General features: G+C 63.2%; 22 protein-coding genes and 1 other RNA gene. 5 read left to right on the forward strand and 18 right to left on the reverse strand.

Going from position 1 to position 21,765, the window contains the following annotated elements:
• Positions 1-81 precede the first annotated feature (81 nt).
• Positions 82-726: an RsfA family transcriptional regulator gene (locus tag HGI30_RS13730; RefSeq protein ID WP_168908074.1), complete on the reverse strand. Its 645-nt coding sequence runs from the start codon at positions 724-726 to the stop codon at positions 82-84.
• Positions 727-993: 267 nt separating this feature from the next.
• On the opposite strand from HGI30_RS13730, the gene HGI30_RS13735 reads away from it, so the two are divergent.
• On the forward strand, positions 994-1,230 hold the full coding sequence (locus HGI30_RS13735; RefSeq protein ID WP_168908075.1) for a DUF2626 family protein: 237 nt from the start codon (positions 994-996) through the stop codon (positions 1,228-1,230).
• A gap of 120 nt (positions 1,231-1,350) precedes the next feature.
• Positions 1,351-2,478 (forward strand): hypothetical protein, encoded by a 1,128-nt coding sequence (locus tag HGI30_RS13740; RefSeq protein ID WP_168908076.1) that lies wholly within the window; start codon positions 1,351-1,353, stop codon positions 2,476-2,478.
• A 111-nt stretch (positions 2,479-2,589) separates the two neighbouring features.
• On the opposite strand, the gene HGI30_RS13745 is transcribed toward HGI30_RS13740, so the two are convergent.
• A complete protein-coding gene (locus tag HGI30_RS13745; protein ID WP_168908077.1) occupies positions 2,590-3,828 on the reverse strand; it encodes a type 2 periplasmic-binding domain-containing protein in 1,239 nt (412 codons plus the stop codon).
• A gap of 160 nt (positions 3,829-3,988) precedes the next feature.
• Complete coding sequence (locus tag HGI30_RS13750; protein ID WP_168908078.1) at positions 3,989-5,320, reverse strand: PhoH family protein; 1,332 nt, start codon at positions 5,318-5,320, stop codon at positions 3,989-3,991.
• A 118-nt stretch (positions 5,321-5,438) separates the two neighbouring features.
• Here HGI30_RS13750 and HGI30_RS13755 point away from each other — a divergent pair, with 118 nt between their 5' ends.
• A complete protein-coding gene (locus HGI30_RS13755; RefSeq protein WP_168908079.1) occupies positions 5,439-5,981 on the forward strand; it encodes a YhcN/YlaJ family sporulation lipoprotein in 543 nt (180 codons plus the stop codon).
• Positions 5,982-6,071: 90 nt separating this feature from the next.
• On the opposite strand, the gene HGI30_RS13760 is transcribed toward HGI30_RS13755, so the two are convergent.
• The 6 genes from HGI30_RS13760 to HGI30_RS13785 form a co-directional block, all read right to left on the reverse strand.
• On the reverse strand, positions 6,072-6,209 hold the full coding sequence (locus HGI30_RS13760) for a hypothetical protein (RefSeq protein WP_168908080.1): 138 nt from the start codon (positions 6,207-6,209) through the stop codon (positions 6,072-6,074).
• An 81-nt stretch (positions 6,210-6,290) separates the two neighbouring features.
• Positions 6,291-7,367, reverse strand: a complete 1,077-nt coding sequence (locus HGI30_RS13765; protein WP_168908081.1) for an LCP family protein — start codon at positions 7,365-7,367, stop codon at positions 6,291-6,293.
• 70 nt (positions 7,368-7,437) lie between these two features.
• Positions 7,438-7,737, reverse strand: a complete 300-nt coding sequence (locus HGI30_RS13770; RefSeq protein ID WP_168908082.1) for a YlaH-like family protein — start codon at positions 7,735-7,737, stop codon at positions 7,438-7,440.
• A 130-nt stretch (positions 7,738-7,867) separates the two neighbouring features.
• Complete coding sequence (typA, locus tag HGI30_RS13775) at positions 7,868-9,709, reverse strand: translational GTPase TypA (RefSeq protein ID WP_168908083.1); 1,842 nt, start codon at positions 9,707-9,709, stop codon at positions 7,868-7,870.
• A 62-nt stretch (positions 9,710-9,771) separates the two neighbouring features.
• Positions 9,772-10,254: a hypothetical protein gene (locus tag HGI30_RS13780; RefSeq protein WP_168908084.1), complete on the reverse strand. Its 483-nt coding sequence runs from the start codon at positions 10,252-10,254 to the stop codon at positions 9,772-9,774.
• A 184-nt stretch (positions 10,255-10,438) separates the two neighbouring features.
• A complete protein-coding gene (locus HGI30_RS13785; protein ID WP_168908085.1) occupies positions 10,439-11,119 on the reverse strand; it encodes a TerC family protein in 681 nt (226 codons plus the stop codon).
• Between the two features lie 142 nt (positions 11,120-11,261).
• Here HGI30_RS13785 and HGI30_RS13790 point away from each other — a divergent pair, with 142 nt between their 5' ends.
• Complete coding sequence (locus HGI30_RS13790; protein ID WP_168908086.1) at positions 11,262-11,951, forward strand: TerC family protein; 690 nt, start codon at positions 11,262-11,264, stop codon at positions 11,949-11,951.
• A 70-nt stretch (positions 11,952-12,021) separates the two neighbouring features.
• Here HGI30_RS13790 and HGI30_RS13795 read toward each other — a convergent pair whose 3' ends face one another.
• The 6 genes from HGI30_RS13795 to HGI30_RS13820 form a co-directional block, all read right to left on the reverse strand.
• Positions 12,022-12,702: a DUF1796 family putative cysteine peptidase gene (locus HGI30_RS13795; RefSeq protein WP_168908087.1), complete on the reverse strand. Its 681-nt coding sequence runs from the start codon at positions 12,700-12,702 to the stop codon at positions 12,022-12,024.
• A 120-nt stretch (positions 12,703-12,822) separates the two neighbouring features.
• Positions 12,823-14,055 (reverse strand): tRNA uracil 4-sulfurtransferase ThiI, encoded by a 1,233-nt coding sequence (gene thiI, locus HGI30_RS13800; protein WP_168908088.1) that lies wholly within the window; start codon positions 14,053-14,055, stop codon positions 12,823-12,825.
• Positions 14,056-14,058: 3 nt separating this feature from the next.
• Complete coding sequence (locus HGI30_RS13805) at positions 14,059-15,240, reverse strand: cysteine desulfurase family protein (RefSeq protein WP_168908089.1); 1,182 nt, start codon at positions 15,238-15,240, stop codon at positions 14,059-14,061.
• Between the two features lie 145 nt (positions 15,241-15,385).
• Positions 15,386-16,183: a lytic transglycosylase domain-containing protein gene (locus HGI30_RS23585; protein ID WP_328805121.1), complete on the reverse strand. Its 798-nt coding sequence runs from the start codon at positions 16,181-16,183 to the stop codon at positions 15,386-15,388.
• A 141-nt stretch (positions 16,184-16,324) separates the two neighbouring features.
• Positions 16,325-16,537 (reverse strand): DUF1540 domain-containing protein, encoded by a 213-nt coding sequence (locus tag HGI30_RS13815; protein WP_168908090.1) that lies wholly within the window; start codon positions 16,535-16,537, stop codon positions 16,325-16,327.
• A 55-nt stretch (positions 16,538-16,592) separates the two neighbouring features.
• Positions 16,593-17,093, reverse strand: coding sequence for a YpuI family protein (locus HGI30_RS13820; protein ID WP_168908091.1), 501 nt, complete (start codon positions 17,091-17,093; stop codon positions 16,593-16,595).
• 198 nt (positions 17,094-17,291) lie between these two features.
• Here HGI30_RS13820 and HGI30_RS13825 point away from each other — a divergent pair, with 198 nt between their 5' ends.
• A complete protein-coding gene (locus tag HGI30_RS13825) occupies positions 17,292-19,256 on the forward strand; it encodes a S8 family peptidase (protein WP_168908092.1) in 1,965 nt (654 codons plus the stop codon).
• A gap of 198 nt (positions 19,257-19,454) precedes the next feature.
• On the opposite strand, the gene rnpB is transcribed toward HGI30_RS13825, so the two are convergent.
• From rnpB to HGI30_RS13840, 3 genes are all read right to left on the reverse strand, one after another.
• Positions 19,455-19,862: RNase P RNA component class A (gene rnpB / locus HGI30_RS13830), an RNA gene on the reverse strand.
• A 35-nt stretch (positions 19,863-19,897) separates the two neighbouring features.
• Complete coding sequence (locus HGI30_RS13835) at positions 19,898-21,019, reverse strand: Nif3-like dinuclear metal center hexameric protein (RefSeq protein ID WP_168908093.1); 1,122 nt, start codon at positions 21,017-21,019, stop codon at positions 19,898-19,900.
• Positions 20,986-21,765: a tRNA (adenine(22)-N(1))-methyltransferase gene (locus HGI30_RS13840; protein WP_168908094.1), complete on the reverse strand. Its 780-nt coding sequence runs from the start codon at positions 21,763-21,765 to the stop codon at positions 20,986-20,988. The genes HGI30_RS13835 and HGI30_RS13840 overlap by 34 nt, the downstream gene beginning before the upstream one ends.

A 21,765-nucleotide genomic window follows, 5' to 3' on the forward strand; every position in this document is an offset into this window, starting at 1 on the left:
AGACAAGACGAGGCTTGGACAGCAAAAAGAAGCGGCAGGCTCCTTCTTCCGAAGGACCTGCCGCCTTGCGCTTGCTTGCGCTTACTCGATCCGCTCCAAATTGCCGCTCGCGTCCATCTTGAACCGAGGACGGGCTTCTTCTTCCTCGTTCAGGACCGTCATCCGCCGAGCCCGATCCATGATCTGGATCAGCATCTTGTAATCGTCGTTCACCGACTGGTAATCGAGCTGGGCATGGTTCGCGTCGCTCGACAGCTTGTGGTTCAGCTCGCGCAAGCCGGACAGCTCGTCGTCCCGGAGCTTGAGCTCCTTCTCGAGCCGGCTGATTTGCCGCTGCAGATCGCTGTACGTCGATTTCCACTGCTTCAAATACCGGATGACGGCCTCGATGGCGATCGTGTCTTCGCCGAAAGCGGAGTCCTCCGTTCGGCTCGGACGGACATCGTGCTCCGCCACGGCGGAGACATGCGAGGCGACCGCCGTCTGCTTCTTCAAATAATTCCGTTTCTGCCGCTGCTGCTTGGCGAGCTGGATCGCTTCCTCGTACCGTTTGCGCACGCAGCTGTTCCAGCGGAAGCCGCATGCCGCGGGAGTGCGGGATATCCGCTCTCCGACCTCCTCGAAGGCTCCGAGCTGGGTTCCCCCTTCCCGAATATGTCTCAGCGTCACCTCGGCGAGGATCAAGTCGTCCTCCGGGCTCCATGCATCTTGCCTGACTGCTGTCATTCTCGCTACAACCTCCTCGCGATAACGCGCTTTCTTCCACTCTATGCCCTCCCAGGAGTTCATAGAATCTATTGATACTAAAATGTATATCCAATAAATGTGCGGCTCATACATAAGAACGTCGTTCCCGGGCCACGATATAGGCGAAGGACGACGCAGCGAAATTCCATCCGGCTTGTCCCGGGAAAGCGGTTTACAGTATTTGACCAAAACGCTATAATGTTCTTTAGCATATTATCTGGTCGTAACGAGAGGGGGATTCGTTTCATGGCGCGCATGTTTCGCGTACTCGGCTTCTGGTGTCTGGTAATCGCCCTCATGGCATTTGCAGGACAAATGACCGAGTTTTCGCTGCTGTTTTTCTTCCAGGCTATCGCCTTCTTCTTCCTGGGCTACCTGAACTTCACGGAGCGGACGTACATACTGATGTTCTGGGCCTACATGATCTTGACCTTCCTGGGCTTCAGCTACTGGACCATCTTCGAGATGGACCTTCCGTTCTGATCCGACACGCATCAAGCGACCGACCGCCGGGCTCCCGCCCGGCGGTTGTTTGCATTCTGAGGGACGCGGAGGCATAGGGTAAGAGACCACCGGACAAGAGGGGAGGGCTGTCGGACGCCGATGCTGAAATCATTCCCTGCCCGCCTGGCGCTCTGGCTCGGCTTGCTGACCGCGCTCCTTCAGCTGCCGGCTCCGCCTGCGGCGCTGCGGCATGCGCTTGCCTCCCCTCCCGCCTCGTCGCCTGCAGAAGGCGGCAGCGTCGATGCCGGGCGGCAGCTGCTCGAAATGAGCCTGCGCATCGCCGAAATCGACAAGGAGCTGGACCGCGCTCAGGAATCCCGTCTCAAGCTTCAGCAGCGCATCGCGGATTCGGAGGAAGAGCTGGAGCTGCAGGAGGAGCGGCTGCAGGAGCGCAAGCAGCAAGCCGGACGATCGCTGGCGAGCTATTACATGGGCAAGCAGGAAAAGCTGCTCGGAGCGCTGCTGCATGTCCGCAGCCTGGGCGACCTGATGCGCGCGCTCGATCTGATCGATCTCGTCCTCCGGGGCGACCGGGCCCTGATCGCCGAGTATGGCGAGCGATCCGCGCGCCTGCGCGAGGATCTCGACCAGCTGGACCAGGAGCGGGCGAAGCTCGCCGCGCTGGAGCTGCAGCTGACGCAGCGGCGAGGCCAGCTGGACGGCCTGCGGCAGCAGCTGGAGCTGCGGATCGCGGAGAGCGACGATCCCGAGCAGGCCCGCAGCCGCATCGAGTCCGTTCAGCAGCTGTGGGAGACCGAAGGACGCGACAAGCTTCGCTCGTACTTCAAAGCGCTTGCCAAGGCGATGAACCAGCTGCCGGACTGGCTGAAAGAGCATCCGGAGCATCTGAAGCTCGATGCCGGAGGCTATGCGCTGACGCTGCCGGACGATACGCTGAACCGCTTCCTGCAGGAGCAGGACCCGGCGCTTGCCTCGTTCCGGTTCGTCTTCGAAAACGGACAGGTCGCCGCCAGCGGCAGCGAGGGCCAGCTCAAGCTGGAGGCAACCGGACGATACGAGGTCGTCGAGAAGCCGAAGAACGGCATCCGCTTCCGCATCGGAGGACTGCGCTTCAACGGGCTTGAGCTGCCGCAATCGACCATCGAGGAGCTGGAGCAGTCGTTCAATCTCGGGTTTTATCCCGGCAAGCTCATCTCGTTCGTCCGCATCGATTCCGTCCAGATCGAGGCGCATGAGCTGAGGCTGCGCTTCAAGTTCTCGCTATAAGCCGAATAGGCCGTTTCCGATCGCGTCTGCGACGCCGGAAACGGCCTTGGCTGGCTTTGAAAAACCATTTCGTCTGCGGGGATGCGGCCTAATGCCTGAGATGAGGCCGACTTAGGACGAACCCTCGATCGACTGCTTCCAAGCCTGGGCCAGCTGATGCGGACTCATCGCGCCGGCAGAAGCTCCATAGGCCGCCCACAGCGGCTCGAACGGAAGCAAGCGGCCAAGCTCGGGCTTCCCGCTCGATCCCTCCTCTGGAAAAATCGCCTGCTTCCAGATGGAAAGAGGCAAGCCCGCCTCGGCGCCTTCTGCAGCCGCATACAAGCCGGGATTGGCCGGAAGCAGGCCGCCCGCCTCGCGCAAGCGCTCTTGGGCGCTGCGAGCGGTCGCGGCCGCGATCCAGGACCCGGCGGCGGCCGGAAACTCCGTATCGGAAGCGATCACGTAGCCATACCCGCCCCGCGCGGACAGAGGGGCGGCGGCAGAGAGGCTCTCATCGGCCACGAACTCCGAGCCCAGGCCATAGCTGCGATAATACGACAAGGGCACGACCGCCGAGAAGCTGCCTCCTCCGCGAACGAGCTCGACGGCGGCCGCAGCGCTTCCGGCAGCCGTGAGGTCCGGCGCTTGCAGAGGCGCCGGCCGGGGCAGCACGGACGCCTCCAGCCGAGCCGGATCGAGCGGCGCGCCTTCCCCGTGCCAGCGCGCCAGCCAAGCGAGCGCATGAACGCCGTCGGCAGAAGGAATCGCCGCCGCCGCGCGCTCCGGCGCCTGCGCCCGCAGCCGCTCCAGCTCGGCCCAGGCTGCGGGCGGCTTGCTCCAGCCGGCCGCATGCAGCGCCTCGCGGCTCCAGATCAGCACAGGAGGATCCGCATAGGCCGGAGTCCCCCAAGCATAGCCGCGCCAGCGGAGCTCCTGAGCGAACGGACTCGCCTCCGCAGCCGAGGCCGAGCCGCCGTCTTGTGGCACGAGGCCGTCCGCCGGAAGCAGCTTGCCCGCCGAAGCCCAGCGCAGGCTGTCGCGGTTCGAAAGCAGCCGGATGTCGGCGGGCTGCGCGCCTGCTTCCGAGCCTCGTTCCCCTGCGGCATCCACCGCGATGAGCTCGGCCTGCCACTGGGGATGAAGGCTCTCCCATTCCTCCGTGATGCTCTCCAAGGCCGCAAGCGCCTCCGGACCGAGGGAAACGCTTACACGCAGCCTTGCCTCTCGGCTCTCTCCGCTGCCGTCCTGCGGGCGGTCGATTCCTCCCGAAGGCTGGTCCGCCGGCTGCGGAAGCAGCGAAACCGGGGAAGGTCCTTCCTGAACGAGCAGCAGCAGCGCGCATAAGACGACGGCGCCGGGCAGAATCATCCACTTTTTACGTTCCAGGGTCCTGTCCTCCTCGGTCTCCCCTTCTGATCTCTATCCTCCTATCCTATCAAAAGAATCGGGACTTGTCTTCCTTGCCGAAGCAAAAAGCAGGCCGAAAGCTTCAGCGATCTGAAGCCTTCGGCCTATTTCATTGCGGATCTTAAAGCAGGTCCGCCGCCAGCTGGGCCAGCTTGGAGCGTTCTCCCTTTTCCAGGTTGATATGCCCGCTCAGCCCTTCCTTCTTGAAGCTCTCCACGATATAAGACAGGCCGTTGCTCATCGAATCGAGATAAGGATGGTCGATCTGCTCGGGATCGCCCATAAGCACGATCTTGCTGCCTTCTCCGACGCGCGAGACGATCGTCTTGACCTCATGCCGGCTCAGGTTCTGCGCTTCGTCGATGATGATGAACTGCCCTGGAATCGAGCGGCCGCGGATGTAGGTGAGCGCCTCGACCTGGATGCTGCCGAGCCCCATCAGGATCTTGTCGATGTCGCCGGACTTCTTGGTGTCGAACAGGAACTCCAGGTTGTCGTAGATGGGCTGCATCCACGGCCGCAGCTTCTCCTCCTTCTCCCCGGGCAAGTAGCCGATATCCTTGCCCATCGGCACGACCGGGCGCGCGATGAGCAGCTTCTTGTACTTATGCTCGTCTTCGATCTTGAGCAGTCCGGCGGCCAGCGCGAGCAGCGTCTTGCCGGTGCCGGCCTTGCCGGTGAGGGTGACGAGCGGAATGTCGTCGCTGAGCAGCAGCTCGAGCGCCATGCGCTGCTGGGCGTTGCGCGCCGTGATGCCCCATACGGGATCGTTGCTCATGTAGAGCGGCTCCAGCCTCGCGCCGTCCTGGCTCACTTTGAGCAGCGCGCTCTTGGACGTGCCCAGCTCGTCGCGCAGGATGATGAACTCGTTCGGATGGAGCCTGGAGCTCAGCTGCAGGCTCTTGACGCTGAGGAAGCGGTAGGAGTAGAACTCGTCGATGACCGAAGGATGGACGAACAGCGTCGCCGTACCGGTGTAGACGTCGGACGGCTCCGCGACGCGGTCGGACAGGTAGTCCTCCGCCTGCAGGCCGAGCACGTCCGCCTTGATGCGCACCAGCACGTCCTTGCTCACGAGCACGACATCGCGCTTCGAGCCCTTCTCTTCTTCTTCCATATGGTAATTCAGGGCGACGGCGAGGATGCGGTTGTCGTTCGACATCTCCCCGAACATTTCCTGAACGCGGACAAAGCTCCGATGGTTGAGCTCGACGCGCAGCACGCCGCCGCGCGGAGTCGCGATGCCTTCGTGGAGACGGCCGTTTTCCCTCAGCCCGTCAAGCAGCCTCGAGACATGGCGGGCGTTGCGCCCGAGCTCATCCGCCAGCCTTTTCTTGGAATCGATCTCCTCGAGCACGACCGCCGGGATGATGACCTCGTTGTCGTCGAACGAAAAGATCGCCTGCGGATCATGAAGCAGCACATTCGTATCCAATACGAAGATTTTTGTCATGAGGATCCCTCCTGGCGCCGGATGATTCCGAAAGACGGCGAGCATAGTCCTCCGGAACAGGGACAAACTAGGATCGGTTGCAGAGATTAAGGCTAGAGGAAAGGTCTGGTGTCCCGAAATGAGAAAATGGCTGCTTTCTGCTGCGTTGCTTTGCTTGGCGATTGCCGGCTGCGGCACGGCCGCAACCCGCGATGCCGCCCCTCCTTCTGCCGGCGGTGCGGCGGTGCGCTCCCAACAGACCCATGCGGAAGGCGAGAAGACGATCGGTTCCGCCCAGGCCGCCAAACGGCTGGAGGAGCTGGCTTCACGAGTCGAAGGCGTGGAGAAGGCGCATTGCGTCCTTGCCGGAAAAACGGCTGTGGTCGGCATCGACGTCGGCGGCAGCGTGGAGCGCTCCAAAGTCGGCACGATCAAGTATGCCGTCGCGCAAGCGCTGCGCGAAGATCCGCTCGGCGTAAATGCCGTCGTCACGGCAGACATGGACGTAAACCGACGGCTCGCGGAGCTTGGAGAAGACATCCGCGCCGGCCGGCCGATCCAGGGCTTCGCCGAGGAGATGGCCGATCTGATCGGACGCGTCATGCCGCAGCTGCCAAGCGAGGTTCTTCCGTTGCCGGAATCGAACCGCGTGCAGCCGGCCGCTTCCCCCGGTCGCCCCTAGCCGCCGAGAGCATGATTCAATCCTCAGCGAAAAACACGTCCCGAGCGCGCAAGAAGCCTGGCGACCTTTACAGGTCGCCAGGCTTCTATTTCATGTCTGCACGGGAATGAAGCCGAAGCGCTGCGCCGCCGAAGCGGACAGGCCGTCGACGCGAAACGGCTCCGCAGCAGCCGGATGGGACGGCGCGTCATGGCGGTTGTTGATGCAAGCCCAAGCGCGCTCTCTCATCGGCCCAACCTCCCGGGAGTCAGATTATCATGGTGAGCATCTCAGCTGTAGTATAACATACGTATGCCGCAGCCACTACGGTCATTCGCCCAGTTTGGCCTGCAGCGCTTTTTTGGCTTTGTCGAGGGAGGCGTCATCCACATAGACGTAGGGGCTGCGCCAATCGCCCGTCAGCGCGATGAACTCGATGTCGCCGCTGCCGATGCCGAAGAAGGCCATGAGCATCGCCCGGATCTCCGACTCCGGCATGTCGGTCCTCATGTTGTCGCCGACCGCGCCGAACACCTTGCCGAGCCGCAGGAAGCCGGGCACCGACTTGAGCTTGGACGTCATCGCCCCGATGACCTGCTCCTGGCGCTGGTTGCGCTCGAAGTCGCTGCTCATGTTCGTGCCGTCGTTGGACTTGCGGTAGCGGACGAAGCCGAGCGCGTCCTCGCCGTTCAGCTTCTGGACGCCCTTTTTGAGGTGGATGCTCGTGCCTCCCGGCTGCCCCGCGTGGTCGTCGTAATCCATATCCATGTCGACGTCGACCTGGACGCCTCCGAGCGCGTCGACGACATCCGCGAAGCCTTGGAAATTGATCGTCGCGGCATAATCGATCGGAATGTCGAAGTAGCTGCCGATCGCATCCTTCATGCCGAGCTTGCCTTGCCGCTCCGCCTCCTGCCGGCTGATGCTCTTGTCCTTCGATTTCGCGTTGCTGATGAAAGCGGCATAATAGCTGTTCACTTTGCGCTGCTTGTAGCCTTTGACCGGGACGCGCGCGTCGCGAGGGATCGATACGACGACGGCGCTTTTGGTGCGCGGGTTGAACGCCGCCGCCATGAGCACGTCCGTATTGAGCAGCCCGCTTTCTCCGCGCGTATCCAGACCCATCAGCAGCATCGCGGCCGGCTGCGTGCGCACCGAGCTCGCCGCAGGCACGGCCGGAGCGCCGCTGCTGATCTGGCCGAGCGCCTTGTTGGCGTCGTACAGCAGATAAGCCGCGAAGCCGGCCCCCGCGAGCAGGACGAGCACGAGCAGCGTCATCAGCCGCCGCAGCCAGTACACCCGCTTCGGCTTGCGCTTCGCGGCTTGTCCCTTGCGCCTTCCGGCAGGCGCGCCGGACCTTCCCTCTCCGCGCGAACCGCGAGACGGATATTCGTTTCCCCTATTCATAGCTGTCTCCTTATGGCCACGCCTGAATTTCGGACGCTTTGTCCCGGGCTTCCAGGAGGAGCGGAAGCGCTCAGCTCTGGCCGGCGTCGCTCTGCTGCTGGCGCTTCGCCATCCGGCGGTCGTTGAACTGGCGCACCCGCAGCAGCAGCATCATCGCGACGGCGACGGCCATGCACTGGATGATCGGCAGCTTGTCGATCTGGAACACGAGCAGCACGGCCGAGCCGATCGCCATCATCAGATAGACCAGAATCTCCTTGAGCAGCGGCAGCCGTTGCTGGGGACGGAATACTTTATTGAAGATATAGATGACGCTGGCCAGAATCAGGATATACGAGACAAGCGGATGGTCGCTGAGCCACTCCTGCATCCCTGTTCACTCCTCCGGTTGGTTGTACAAGCGGTCCGATATGGGTACAACGAGCAAGCGGCGCATTTGGCTGTCCGGCTGTGCGCCGGCGCCAAACCGCCGCTTGCTCGCTTGCTAGGTTCGGCTGGGATCAGACTCCGGCCTGGGACGTCTTGCGCTGCTTCTCCGCGCGCTCGCGCTCGCTCTTGTTGAGCAGCTTCTTGCGCATGCGGATGGATTTCGGCGTGATCTCGCAGTATTCGTCGTCGTTGAGGTACTCCAGAGCCGCCTCCAGCGTATACGTGCGGGGCGTCTTGAGGCGGACCGTCTCATCCTTGGTCGCGGAGCGGATGTTGGTCAGCTGCTTCTCTTTGCAGATGTTGACGACGATGTCCTGATCGCGGTTGTGCTCGCCGACGATCATGCCCTCGTAGATCTCCGCGCCCGGCTCGAGGAACAGGATGCCGCGGTCCTCGACGCCCATCATGCCGTAGAACGTCGAAACGCCGTTCTCGGTCGCGACAAGCACGCCCTGATGGCGTCCGCCGACGCTGCTGCCGACGATCGGGCCGTAGCTGTCGAACGCATGGTTCATGATGCCGTAGCCGCGCGTCAGCGTCAGGAACTGCGTCCGGTAGCCGATGAGGCCGCGAGCCGGAATGATGAACTCCAGGCGGACCTGGCCGTTGCCGTTGTTGATCATGTTGACCATCTCGGCCTTGCGCGTGCCGAGGCTTTCCATGACGGCGCCCATGCTCTCCTCCGGCACGTCGATCAGCAGGCGCTCGTACGGCTCCATCTTCTGGCCGTCGATCTCCTTGACGATGACTTCTGGCATCGATACTTGGAGCTCATAGCCTTCGCGGCGCATGTTCTCGATGAGGATGCCGAGGTGAAGCTCGCCGCGGCCGGATACGATGAACACATCCGGGCTGTCCGTATCCTGCACGCGCAGCGCGACGTCCGTCTCCAGCTCCTTGTAGAGGCGCTCGCGCAGCTTGCGGGAGGTGATCCACTTGCCTTCGCGGCCGGCGAACGGGCTGTTGTTGACGAGGAACGTCATCTGCAGCGTCGGCTCGTCGATCTCCAGCACCGGCAGCGCCTCCGGCTTGGCCGGATCGGCGATCGTCTCGCCGATGTTGATCTCCTTGATGCCGGCGATGGCGACGATGTCGCCTGCCGCCGCTTCTTCGATCTCGATCCGCTTCAGTCCTTGGAAGCCGAACAGCTTCTCGATCCGGGCCTGCTTGATCGCGCCTTCGCGCGTCATGACGGCGACGGACTGGCCTTGACGGATGACGCCGCGGTTGACGCGGCCGATCGCGATGCGGCCCATGTATTCATTATAGTCGAGCAGCGTCACGAGGAACTGCAGCGGCTCCTCGACGTTCTCGGTCGGGTGCGGGATGCGCTCTACGATCGTCTCGTAGAGAGCTTCCATGTTCTCATCCTGCTTCTCCACGTCGCGGCTGGACGTGCCCATCAGCGCGGAAGCGTACACGACCGGGAATTCCAGCTGCTGGTCGTTCGCGCCGAGCTCGATGAACAGGTCGAGCACCTCGTCGACGACGGCTTCCGGATTCGCGTTCGGACGGTCGATCTTGTTGAGGACGACGATCGGGGTCAGATTGTGCTCGAGGGCCTTGCGCAAGACGAACTTCGTCTGCGGCATGCAGCCCTCGAAGGCGTCTACGACGAGCAGGACGCCGTCGACCATCTTCATGATGCGCTCGACTTCGCCGCCGAAGTCGGCGTGTCCGGGCGTATCCACGATGTTGATGAGGTAGTTCTTGTAATTGATCGCGGTGTTCTTGGCCAGGATCGTGATGCCGCGCTCCCGCTCCAGGTCATTGGAGTCCATCGCCCTCTCGTGCACGACCTCGTTGTCGCGGAACGTGCCGGATTGCTGCAGCAGCTTGTCGACCAGCGTCGTCTTGCCATGGTCGACGTGCGCGATGATGGCGATATTGCGAATGTTCTCTCTTGCTTGCATAACTTCTAATCCACTCCATCTGTGTATAGGATCAAGCCAAAGTCTCCGACATGCAGGGCCCGCTACCAGCGGGCCTTCTTGCTCACCATCATCCATCCGCCCAGCGCGACGAGCGCGACCGCGATCAGATAGATGCCCCAGCTCCACAGCAGCACGAAAATCATGCACAGCGCCCACACTCCCGCCAGCGCGGCGGCGATCGTAAAGGCGCTTCTCGGATGGGACGAATCGAAGGTGTAATACTCGTACAGCCCGACCGCGAGGCCGAGGATGAAGAACGGCCACAAGTACTTCATGTAGCCCCACCCGAACCAGTTGCAGAACAGGAAAACCAGTGCGTATACGGACAAAATGCCGCCCGGAACAAGCGCTGCCGCAGGGAGGAGCCGGCCGAAATACAGCACATGCAGCAGTATGCCCGGCACGAGGATGAACAGCGGCCAAAATACGGAGCCGATGAAGCTGAAGACGCCCATGCGGCCCAGCAGGATGGCGATCCCTGCAAGCAAGATGACGATTCCGGCGGAATATTGATTGCGGATCAATCCTATCCCCCGTTTCCCTTTGACGACTGCCTGCGGACAGGCAGCGGTACGACCAGTCAGATCTTTCTCATTCTAAAGGAAGCGGAGTGAAAATGCCAGCGCGAAACCGGGCAAGCCATGAAAAAAAGCGCCGTCCCCTGACCTGTTCGGCCATGCGGACGGCGCGGCGGGCGAAGCAGCCTCTCTAGGCCCGGCGGGCCGATCGGGTCAGCAGGATGCCCGCTGCGATGACGGCCGGCACCATCAGCACGGGCAGCGCCTCGTGCAGCAGCGGAGCATGCCGAAGCATAGGCTGCAGCGCACGGTCGGAGACGAGCATCTCGCCCGCCGCATAGCCGAGCAGGCCGGCGCCGGCATAGACCAGCGACGGAAAGCGCGCCAGCAAGCCCCCGAGGAGCTGACTGCCCCATAGAATCATGGGAATGCTAAGGGCGATGCCCAGCAGCATGAGCACCGGCTCACCGCCGGCGACGGCGGCGACGGCGAGCACGTTGTCGAGGCTCATGACGAAGTCGGCCGCGACGATCGTTCCGACGGCGCTTGCCAGCGTGCCCGCTCGCTTGACGCCGGCTCCCTTGGAGCGGCGCTCCTCGCCGGGGCGCTCCGCATCCCGCAGCAGCTGGACGGCGATGAGGAGCAGGAGCGCGGAGCCGCACGCCTGGAGATAAGGCAGCTGGAGCAGCGAGATGGCGGCGAGCGTCAGCACGCAGCGCAGGGCGATGGCCGCGAACGTGCCCCACGCCATCGCCCGCTTGCGCTGCTGCGGAGGCAAATGCTGGCTCGCCATGGCGATGACGAGCGCGTTGTCTCCGCTCAGCAGCACGTTGATGGCAAGAATTTGCATAAAGATCCAAAGATGGTCCAAGCCGTACAACCCCCTTCCCTACAGGGGTATGTACAAGCCAGATTCTTTATGTTACAAAAAAAAACGAATCCTTTGTCCAACTTATTCGTATACGGGTAAGTATTTAGGTCAGAGATAGTTCAACAACAAAGGAGGAGCAAGGATGGAATGGTTGGGTCCGCTGTTGACCATCGTCTTCATCGACCTTATGCTGGCCGGGGACAACGCGATCGTCATCGCGCTTGCCGCCCGCAACCTGCCTAAGCATCAGCAGAAAAAAGCGGTCCTATGGGGAACATTCGGAGCGATCGCCATCCGCATCATCGCGACCGTGCTGGTCGTCAAGCTGCTCGATATTCCGTGGCTTCACCTGGCCGGCGGATTGCTGCTCGTCTGGATCGCGTACAAGCTCCTCGTGCAGGAAGAGGGCAGCCACGACAACATCAAGGCCGGCAGCACCTTGAGGCAGGCGATCGGCACGATCGTGCTGGCCGACGCCGCGATGGGCATCGACAACGTGCTGGCCGTCGCCGGAGCCTCGCACGGCAACATCTGGCTCGTCATCGCCGGCCTGATCATCAGCATCCCGATCGTCGTCTGGGGCAGCACGCTGTTCATCCGCCTGATCGAGAAGTTCCCGTGGATTCTGTACATCGGAGCGGCGATCCTGGGCTACACGGCCGGCAAGATGATTACGGGAGAGAAGAAGATCGCCCACCTGTTCGGCAACGGCGGCATGCCGGAGTGGATCTTCATCGCGCTCGTCGTCGTGCTTATCGTCGGAGCCGGACTCCTGACCAAAGCGATCCGCAAAAACAAGCAGCCCGCCCCTCGCGAGCGGGAAACGCACTGAAGCCGCGGGTCCTCCTCAACCAAAAAAGCCGAATCGTCCTCTAGGGATGATTCGGCTTTTCGGTTTGGCCTCATCGAAGCGAGATGCCTTGGAAGACGCGGTCCCACAGCGGCTCGCTTTGGATGTCGGCCGGAACGACAGCACCGGCGACACGGCACAGCGGCCATCGGCAATCCTGAATGTCCTTCGCCTCCGACTTCGGCTGGAGGATGACGACCGTGAACGGCTTGCCTGCGCGAAGGCCGGCCAGCGTCTGTTCGAGCTCGGCCGCTTCTTCATATTCGGCGGACCAACGGATGAAAAGCGGATGGCTGCACGCGCGCAGCTCGTTCCGGAAGCGGGCGATCCGCTCGTCCAGCTTGGCCTTGTAGGCGGGATACGCGTGATCCCAAGGAAGTCCTTCTACGATCGGAAAGTCATGGACGGAGATGAAGCCGGTGCGCCTGTCCTCGACGAGATGGCACTTCGCCAGCCCGTTTTCGCCAGTCCCCGACAAGACCGGCTCTCCGTCCTCCAAATAATATTGGGGAAAGATGGAGTCGGGCGACTTGTCGAGATTGCCGCGCAGCATGAAATCCTGAAAATCGCTTGCCAGCACCCGCGTCACATCCGCGAGCGTCAACGATACGACCCAGTCGAAGGGCATGGAAAACTTGCGCAGGCCGAGCCTTTTCATGTGGATGGCGGGAGCGCAGGAAGAGCCTAGGCTGACGATCAAATCATAGCGGCCGGCTGCTTTTTTGAGCTTCATCGGAGCATTCCTCCCTGTGGTCTTTCCTTCTCTCCTCCCATCGTATGCCGCTCCCCGGATCAGGCCTGTACGTTTGGAAATGCGGCCAAAAGAAAAAAGCCTGTCTCCAGGCTTTTTGGATCAAAACCAGTCCCGCTCATCCGCCTCGCGGACTTCGCGTTGCCGGCGGAGCACCTGGCCTCGATCGAGCTGCACCGTCTCGACATCCCGAACGGCCTGCTCGATCTGCTCGTCAAGCTCCGCAATGCCGCCCTCGGTCCGCTCGACGATGCGCAGATTCGGGTTCGTGCTCGGAGACTTGGGTACGAACAGCGTGCAGCAGTCCTCGAACGGCAGGATCGACGTCCCGTACGTGCCGATCTGCACCGCCCGGTCGATGATCTCCTGCTTGTCCATCATAATAAGCGGACGCAGCAGCGGCAGCTCCAGGCTGCGGCCGATGACGTTCATGCTGCCAAGCGTCTGGCTCGCCACCTGGCCGAGGCTGTCGCCCGATACGACCGCGCCGGCTCCGGCCTGTTCGGCCAGAAGCCCGGCGATCCGGAGCATCGCCCTCCGCATGAGCGTGATGATGAGATGATCCTGCCCGGTCTGCGTGAACCGGGTCTGGATATCGGTGAACGGCACGAGATGCAGCTTGAGCGGCTTGCCGGCCCAGCGCGACAGCTGGCGCGCGAGCTCGATCACCTTGTCCGTCGCCTGCTCGCTCGTGAACGGGAAGCTGTGGAAATGGACCAGCTCCAGCTCCAGCCCCTTGCGCATGGCCGACCATGCCGCGACCGGACTGTCGATGCCGCCGGAGAGCAGCAGCATCGCTTTGCCGTTGGAGCCGTAAGGGAAGCCCCCCGCGCCCGCCTCGATGCGGTTGAAAATATACGCTCCTTCCGGCTGGATATCCACGCGGAGCTCCATTTCCGGCTGGCGCACGTCCACCTTGAGCTCAGGCGCCGCGCGCAGGATGTGGGAACCGATCAGGTGGTTCAGCTCATGGGTGACATGAGGGAACCCTTTCCAGCCCCGCTTCACCGTCACCTTGAACGTCGCCGGCTTGGCCGGGAGCGCTCGCCACAGCTCCAGCGCGGCTTCCTGGATCGCCTCCAGCTCGTTCGCGGCTCGCTTGACCGGACTGAACGAATGGATGCCGAAGACTCGGCGCAGCGCCTCGGCGACGCGCTCATAGGCGACTCCATTCAGCTTGATGTAAGCCCGGGCATAGGTTTTTTCGAATTCAAGTCCTTCCAAGTGCTGCAGGCTGAGCTTGATGTAGCGGAACATCTGCTGCTCGAACCGGCCGCGGTTGCGGCCTTTGAGCGTCAGCTCTCCGTATCGGACCGTAATGAGATCATACTCCATGAATCAGCTCTTGCTCCTCTCCAGCGGCTTCAGCCGCTTCACGACGGCCTCCAGGCTGTCCGCCAGCCGGTCCGCCGCCTCCTCGTCATGCTCGTCTCCGAACGTGATGCGGATGCCTCCGGCTGCGCGCGCAACCGGATAGCCCATCGCCAGGAGCACGTCGCTCGGCTTCTCGTCCTTGGACGAGCAGGCCGACTTCGTGGAGACGATGATGCCCTCCTCCTCGAGCGCATGCACGATGACCTCCGGCTTCATGCCGGGGTAGGACAAATGAAGCACATGGGGAGCCTGGCGCGGCGAGTCGGGGTCGGCGTCCCCGCTCAGCTGCAGCTCCGGAATGGCGCTCAAGCGCTCCAGGAGCCGCTTCCGCAGGCCCCTCATCCGCTGCGCGCGCTCCGTCTGCCCTTCCACGGCCAGACGGAGCGCCTTGGCGGAAGCGACGATCGCCGGCACGTTCGGCGTTCCCCCGCGCCAGTCTCCGTCCTGCCCGCTGCCGCCGATGAGCGGCTCGATCTTGACGCCGGCGCGCGCATAAAGGAGGCCGGTTCCTTTAGGCCCCCGCAGCTTATGGGCCGAGACGCTGAACAGATCGATGCCCCACTCGTTGAGCCGGATCGGCAGCTTGCCGACGCTCTGCACGCCGTCGACGTGGAACAGGACGCCAGGAAAGCGTCTCACAACCGCTCCTGCCTCCTCGATCGGCTGAACCGACCCGACCTCGTTGTTCACGTGCATGATGCTGACGAGCGTCGTGTCGGGCCGAATGGCCGCTTCCAGGTGGTCGAGCCGGATGCGGCCGCTGCCGTCGACCGCCAGCCTCGTCACCTCGAAGCCTTCCGCCTCGAGCCGCTCGGCTGCCTGCTTCACGGACGGATGCTCGATCTCCGACACGACGATATGGCGGCCTCTCGCCCGAGCCGCCCTCGCCCCTCCGATAACCGCAAGCTGGTTGCTTTCCGTGCCGCCCGAGGTGAACACCCACTCCTCGGCCGACGTGCCCAGCAGCTGCGCCGCCAGCTCCTGCGCCCGCCTGAGCAGCCTTCCCGCCTCCAGACCCGCGCCATGGATCGAAGAAGGATTGGCATAGTGCCGCTCCATCACCTCGGCGAGCGTACGGATCACATCGGGATGCGGAGGCGTGGAAGCCCCGTGATCAAAATAAAGCACCGGACGGTGCTTGTCCATCGCCATGACCTCCTCGAATCAAACAAAAAGACCGGCTTCGCCGGCCGCCCGTCAAGCGTGCAGCCGCGAACGCGGTCCTTCCTCCAGGCTCCGGCCGAACGCCGAGAGCCAGCCTAATGCCTATCCTATTATAAAAAGCCGTCGGTTACAACCCGGCGCCGCCGAGCTTGTCCATGATCTTGACGACGTAGGACTGCGTCTCTCGCGGCAGCTCGGCAAAATGCTCGGTCAGCGTCGCCTCGTCGCGGATGCCGATCCGATCGAGCCTGCCGGGCCCGGCATTGTAGGCCGCGAGCGCGGCAGGCACGCTGCCGTCAAGCTTGCGGAGCAGGTACGAGAGATATTTGGAGCCGCCGTCGATGTTCTGGGCCGGATCGAACGAGTCGGTCACGCCAAGCCCGCTCGCGGTGCCGTCCATGAGCTGCATCAGGCCCTTCGCCCCGGCTCCGGATACGGCCTGCGGATTGAAGGAGGACTCCGCCTCGATGACGGCGCGGATCAGCTGGGGAGGCAGTCCATGCCGGGCGGCGGCGCCGGCGATCAGCCCTTCGTACTCGGTGCCGGCAGAAGCGGCTCCGTTCTGGAGGGCGGCTTCGAACGTCGAGGCATAGTCGCCGCCTGCCGCGATCAGCGCGGCCTGCAGCGAAGGAGAAGCGGACGCGCCCCACCCTTCTGCCGCCTCTGCGGCTTGGCCGGCATAGCTGCCCGCTCCGGCGCCGGACAGAAGGCCGGACCCGTCGGAGAGCGACGGCATGTCGGCAGAGACGGAAGCGGCGCCGGCTAGGCCCGCCGTTCCCGCCGATCCGGACAGCTGGCTCAAGATCTGATCGAAAGCGGAGGCGGTTCCGCTCGATGCTTGGCTGCCTCCGCCTACCAGCTGATCCAGGCTGGGCCTAAGCTGCTGCTTGATGAGCGCCGTAAGCATACGGGGATCGATCGACATGATAGGTTCACTCCTCATTCCTTTATCCTTTCTATATCGGCTTGCAACGCTCGGAGATGAAGAGATGGGCGATACAGATATATCGAAAAAGAGCCATCCCCGAAGGGACGGCTCCAAGAAAGCTCATGATGGCGAATCGATTCAGGAGTTGGGCTTGAACGTATGGCAGCAGGTCGCAGATGATTCCTTCGCCTTGTCCTTATGGTTGTCCCCGAACTCCCCGCCGGCAAATTCAGCGGATAGATCGGCGTGCGCATGCTGATCAATTTCGATATGGATCGCATCCGCCGAGCAGGAATTGCCTTGTCCCCAGAAAGCGCAGTTCGAAACGCTGCATGCAACGCCTTTCGGCATGGTCCCTCACCTCCGCTACCTAGGCTGGCCAGGGAGGGGGTTCGGTATGCCTTCCTTATTTTTGACCTTGCATCCGGCGCGAGGTCATGTAGTCGTTTTCGTAGTAGGAGAGGTCATCCCTCAGCTCTTCGTAAATCTTGGATACGCCGAGCACGATGTCGCGCGCGCCGCGCAGCGGCTTGTGCCGGAAGCGGATCGCGTCCTGGCCGGTATACGCGTAGCGGCCGTCTTCGGAGTAGCCTTCGTTTTTCGGATAGAAGAAGGCGTTGACGCAATGATGGTACACTTCGTAAAGCTGGCGTTCGGCATGCTCGGCGTCGAAGTTCGGCCGGCGCAGCGTGACCCCTAGCTTCTCATAGGCGACCTCGGAGTAGACGAGCAGATGGCGCAGGTCGGACAGAAGGCCCTTGTAGAAGGTGAGCTCCTCGTCGTTTGCTTCCGGGGAGGCGAGCTGAGGAAGAGCATGCTCGTTCAGGAAAGGCTCCAGCTGCGAGATGGCGTCCTTGAGCTTGGCGCGGGTAGTTTCGCTGAGCGGCTTTACGTTGGCGGATGGCATGGTGAATAGTTTCCCCTTTCATCGATCCCGTAAGAAGTTGAAGATTATGTCTATCCTAACATACAATCGGCGCGATTTGTACTTTTTATGACCCTGCCGGAGCCTTGAGGCTGAGCCGGTCTTCCGAATAATTTGCGCCCGCTTGCCGGACTCTAAGGCAGGAAGGGCTATAGACATGACCGGGAGGATGAAGCCTTCATGAGAAAGAAATGGATCGGCGCGTTCACCGCGCTCGCCCTGCTCACGCTGTTGATTCCGATCAGTCCGTGGCTCATTCCCGGCGCGCGCCCCCAAGAGCAGAAGGCCCGGACCCGGGCGCTGTCCGCGGAGCAGGAAAGCCGGCTCAAAGAAGCGGATATCCGCCACGATATGGAAGCGACCGCCATGCTGTGCGCGAGCGAGTGCGCCAAGGACATCGGCAAGCTGTTCGCCCTGACCGGGGAGCCGGCCGCACGCCGTGCCGCCAAGATGACCGATCTGATCCGCCATCATCCGCAGATGGCGCATCTGAGCTGGACCGTTCCTGGCGGCGTCGAGGCCGAGGCAGGAAGCATCCCGTCCGACGCCGAGGCGTTCGTCGCCGCGCATGCGAAGAAGGCCGCCGAAGCGATCGCCCAAGGCACCCGCTACCAGTCTCAGACGCTGACCGCCGCAGGCAAGCGGTACCTGATGCTGGCCGTGCCTGCTCCCGAAGGCAAAGAAGGCGTCGTCGGCCTGATCCGCCAGGACATCATCGGCGACGTGCAGCGGCATCAGACGCGCAACCTGCGCCAGGTTCCTTACCCTGCGGAAGGCCAGTACCGGATCGAATCGGTCCGCGCGGGCACGAAGCGGGAGTTCACCGTCCGCACCGGCCAGGACAACGGAGGCGCCAGCCATTATCATGTGCAGGAAGTCGTCGTCCGCTTCCGAACCGAGCCGACTCCGCAGCAGCTGGAGCAGATTCGCCGCGACATCGGCGCCTCCGCCGAAAACCGGATGCGGGGCGTCTACGTGTTCCGCTCCCGTTCGATGGAAGCGATGAAGATGATGGGCTATTTCCGCAAGAAATGGAACCCGCTGTATGTCGAGCCCCACTACTTGTACTTGACGAATGAAGAGCCGGCCGACGTCCGGCCGATCGTGCCCAACGACCGCCTATACTCCGACTATCAGTGGAACCTTCCCTCCATCGAGACGGAAATCGGCTGGAACCTGTCCAAAGGCAGCGAAGGCGTCAAGGTCGCCGTGCTCGACACCGGCGTGCAGCTGGATCATCCCGATCTCTCGGGCAAGCTGGCGGAAGGCTACAACGTCGTGACCTCGGGCCAGCAGCCGGATGACGACGTCGGCCACGGCACCCATGTCGCCGGCATCATCGCCGCCGCGGTCAACAACGGGGAAGGCGTCGCCGGCCTGACGTGGTACAACAAGATCATGCCGGTCAAAGTGCTCGACGCCACCGGCGCCGGCTCGACGTACTCCGTCGCCCAAGGTCTCATCTGGGCCGCCGATCACGGAGCCAAAGTCATCAACATGAGCCTCGGCAACTACGCTCAGGCCGAGTTCCTGCACGATGCGATCAAGTACGCCTACGACAAGGACATCGTGCTTGTCGCGGCCAGCGGCAACGACAATTCCGAGCAGCCCGGCTATCCGGCCGCATATCCGGAAGTTTTCGCCGTCGGGTCCACCGATTCGCGCGGACAGAAGTCGTCCTTCTCCAACTATGGGGATTATATCGACGCGGCCGCGCCGGGAGACAGCATCGCAAGCACCTATCCGGGCAGCCAGTACGCCGCTCTGTCCGGCACTTCGATGGCCAGCCCGCATGTCGCGGCGCTTGCCGCTCTCATCCGCTCGCGCAACCCGCAGCTGACCAACGTCGAAGTGTACGACCTGATGCGGAGCACGGCGCGCGATCTGGGCGCCAAGGGCAAGGATCCCTACTTCGGCTACGGGCAGATCGACATCGACAAGGCGCTTCGAGCCGCCGGAGAGGGCGCCAGCGGAGGCCGGACGGAGACGATTCCGGCTTCGGATGGGCGGCAGCCTGCGGGAATCGTGTCGGAGCCGGGCGAAGCTCCTGCCTCCGAATCGGCCGCGTCCCGCATGCCGGAGTCATTGGGCGAGCGCATCCGCAAGCAGCTGGAAGAGCTTCTGGGCCGGCTGCAAAGCAGGTAGCGGAGCGATCCCCCCGATCCAAGCCCAAACGTAAAAAGCGTCCTTCTCCACGATGGAGAAGGACGCTTTTTGTGTGGGGGCGGCGCTTCATGGGGCGATCGAGGCTAGGCTCTCGACTGCCGCCAGGGCCGCCCGCCGACCACCCGGAAGGGACGGCAAAGGCAAGAAGCGCGAAGCGCTGTCGATCGCAAGGCCGTTGCGGAAAGTCTGCCGTAAGCCGGGTTCTGTGCTCTTCGTGGTCCGAACGGGAACGACCCTCCCACTGTCAAGCGACAATCATCTATCTAGGCCTGCCATTGCTGACAGGCTCAAGCGACCAACCCGAACGCGCCCCGGGCAAGGACTGAAGCCGAAGCTTCTGCGTTCTCTTAGGTCTTGCTCCAGATGGGGTTTACCAGCCGCGTTGTCGCCAACGCCGCTCGTGGTCTCTTACACCACGGTTCCACCCTTGCCTGTGCCGGCGCGCAAGGCGCCCGCCATCGGCGGTCCATTTCTGTGGCACTATCCTTCGGCTCGCGCCGACTGGACGTTATCCAGCATCCTGCCCTGTGGAGCCCGGACTTTCCTCTCGCGGCCGAGGCCGCCAGCGATTGTCTGTCAGACTTTCCGATACCTAAGCTAGTATAGCCGGATCAGCCGCCTCATGCAAGACGGAACGGCTCGGTATTTATTGCCGAAGGGATGATCTCCGTCTCATGGCGCGATTCGGAAAGCCGTTCGGTCAGCCACTGCGCCACTTTGCGCTTCATGATCTTCTCGGCGTTATGTCCGGGATCAAGGAGAAGCATGCCCGCGGCAAGCGCGTCGTGGGCGGAATGGTAGTCGATGTCGCCGGTGACGAGCGCTTGAGCGCCGGCGAACTGCGCCTGCCGCCAGTAGCGGGCGCCTGAGCCGCCGAGCACGGCCGCCTTGGTGATCGCCGCTGCCGGATCGCCGGTCACCCGCACGAACGGGACGTCGAATGCGGCCTTGACCCGTTCCGCCAGCTCGGCGAGCGTCGCCGGCTTCTCCAGCCGTCCGCTGCGGCCGAGGCCGAGCGACTTGCCTTCCCGCTCGAGGCGGATCACGTCATAGGCCGTCTCCTCGTACGGGTGAGCGGCCAGCATCGCCTTCACCGTCTTGCGCAGCAGGCTCTCGGGCACGACGATCTCGATGCGAACCTCGTCGACCGTCTCCAGGCGGCCCTGCGAGCCGAGAAACGGCGCTGTGCCCGCACCCGGCCGGAACGTTCCTTGTCCGCTCGTGCTGAAGCTGCACCGGTCGTAGCGGCCCAGCGTGCCGCCGCCGGCTTGCCACATCGCCTCGCGCACCGCTTCGGCATGCGGCTGCGGAACGTAGACCGCAAGCTTGAACAGGCGGTCCTCATGCACCTTCTCCAGGCTCACCCGGCCCTCCGCCGCGATCCCGAGCGCATCGGCCATCCAGTCGTTCATGCCGCCCTCGGCGACGTCGAGGTTCGTATGCGAGATGTAGACCGCGATGTCGTGCTTGATCAGCTTTTCGTACAGCGCGCCTGCGGGCGAAGCGGTATCGATCTTGGCCAGCGGCCGAAAAATGATCGCATGATGGGCGATGATGAGGTCGGCTCCCTCGGCGATCGCCTCGTCTGCGACCTCCATCGTCACATCCAGCGCGATCAGCGCCTTGCGGATCGGCTTTTGCAGCGTGCCGAGCTGCAGGCCGATCCGATCGTTCTCTACCGCATATCTCTTCGGCGCGAGCCGCTCCATCAGCTCCGCGACGACATGTCCGTTGGCATACATTCCAGCACCTCCTCGATTCGGGCGATCACCTGGGCGAGCTCGCGCTTGCGGGCCGCCGCTTCCTCGGTGTCCGAGCGCTCCAGCTGCCGCTCGATGCCGCGCAGCTTGCGCAGCTCCGAGCTCCATTTCAGGGCGAAGGCCTCGGACGGACGGCGGGTCAAATACGGCCCCATCCGCAGCTTGAGCTTCCGATCCTCCTCCGCCGACAATCCGGGCAGCAGCGGCTCGCCCCCGTACAGCTCCTCGTTCGGCGCCTGCCCCTCGGCGGGGCGGAGCGCGTTCAGCAGCTCATACACTTTGCCGTCCTCTTCCAGGATCGTCTCGCCGGCCAAATGCCAGCCATGCTCCAGGAGCCAGGCGCGCACGAGCTCTTCGCCTACGTTGGGCTGCAGCACGAGCTGGCTTACGCCCTCGAGCCTGCCGCCGACGCGGCCCGATTCCAGAATCGACACGATCAGCGCGCCGCCCATGCCGGCGATCGTCACCGTATCGGCCTCCCCGGGCCGCAGCACCTCCAGTCCGTCTCCTTTGCGCGCCTCGATCGAGGAGGCGAGGCCGGCCGCGGCGATGCCGCGGCGAGCCGCCTCCAGAGGACCGTCGTTCACCTCGCCGGCCACCGCCGACGGGCATGTGCCGCGGCCGACGAGCTCGACCGGCAGCAGCGCATGATCCGACCCGATGTCGGCCAGGCGCGAGCCTTCGCGGACGTAGTCCGCTATCGCGCGTAAGCGCTTCGATGTCAACAT

This window comes from Paenibacillus albicereus (genome assembly GCF_012676905.1).
In the GTDB taxonomy this organism is placed as follows: domain Bacteria; phylum Bacillota; class Bacilli; order Paenibacillales; family Paenibacillaceae; genus Paenibacillus_O; species Paenibacillus_O albicereus.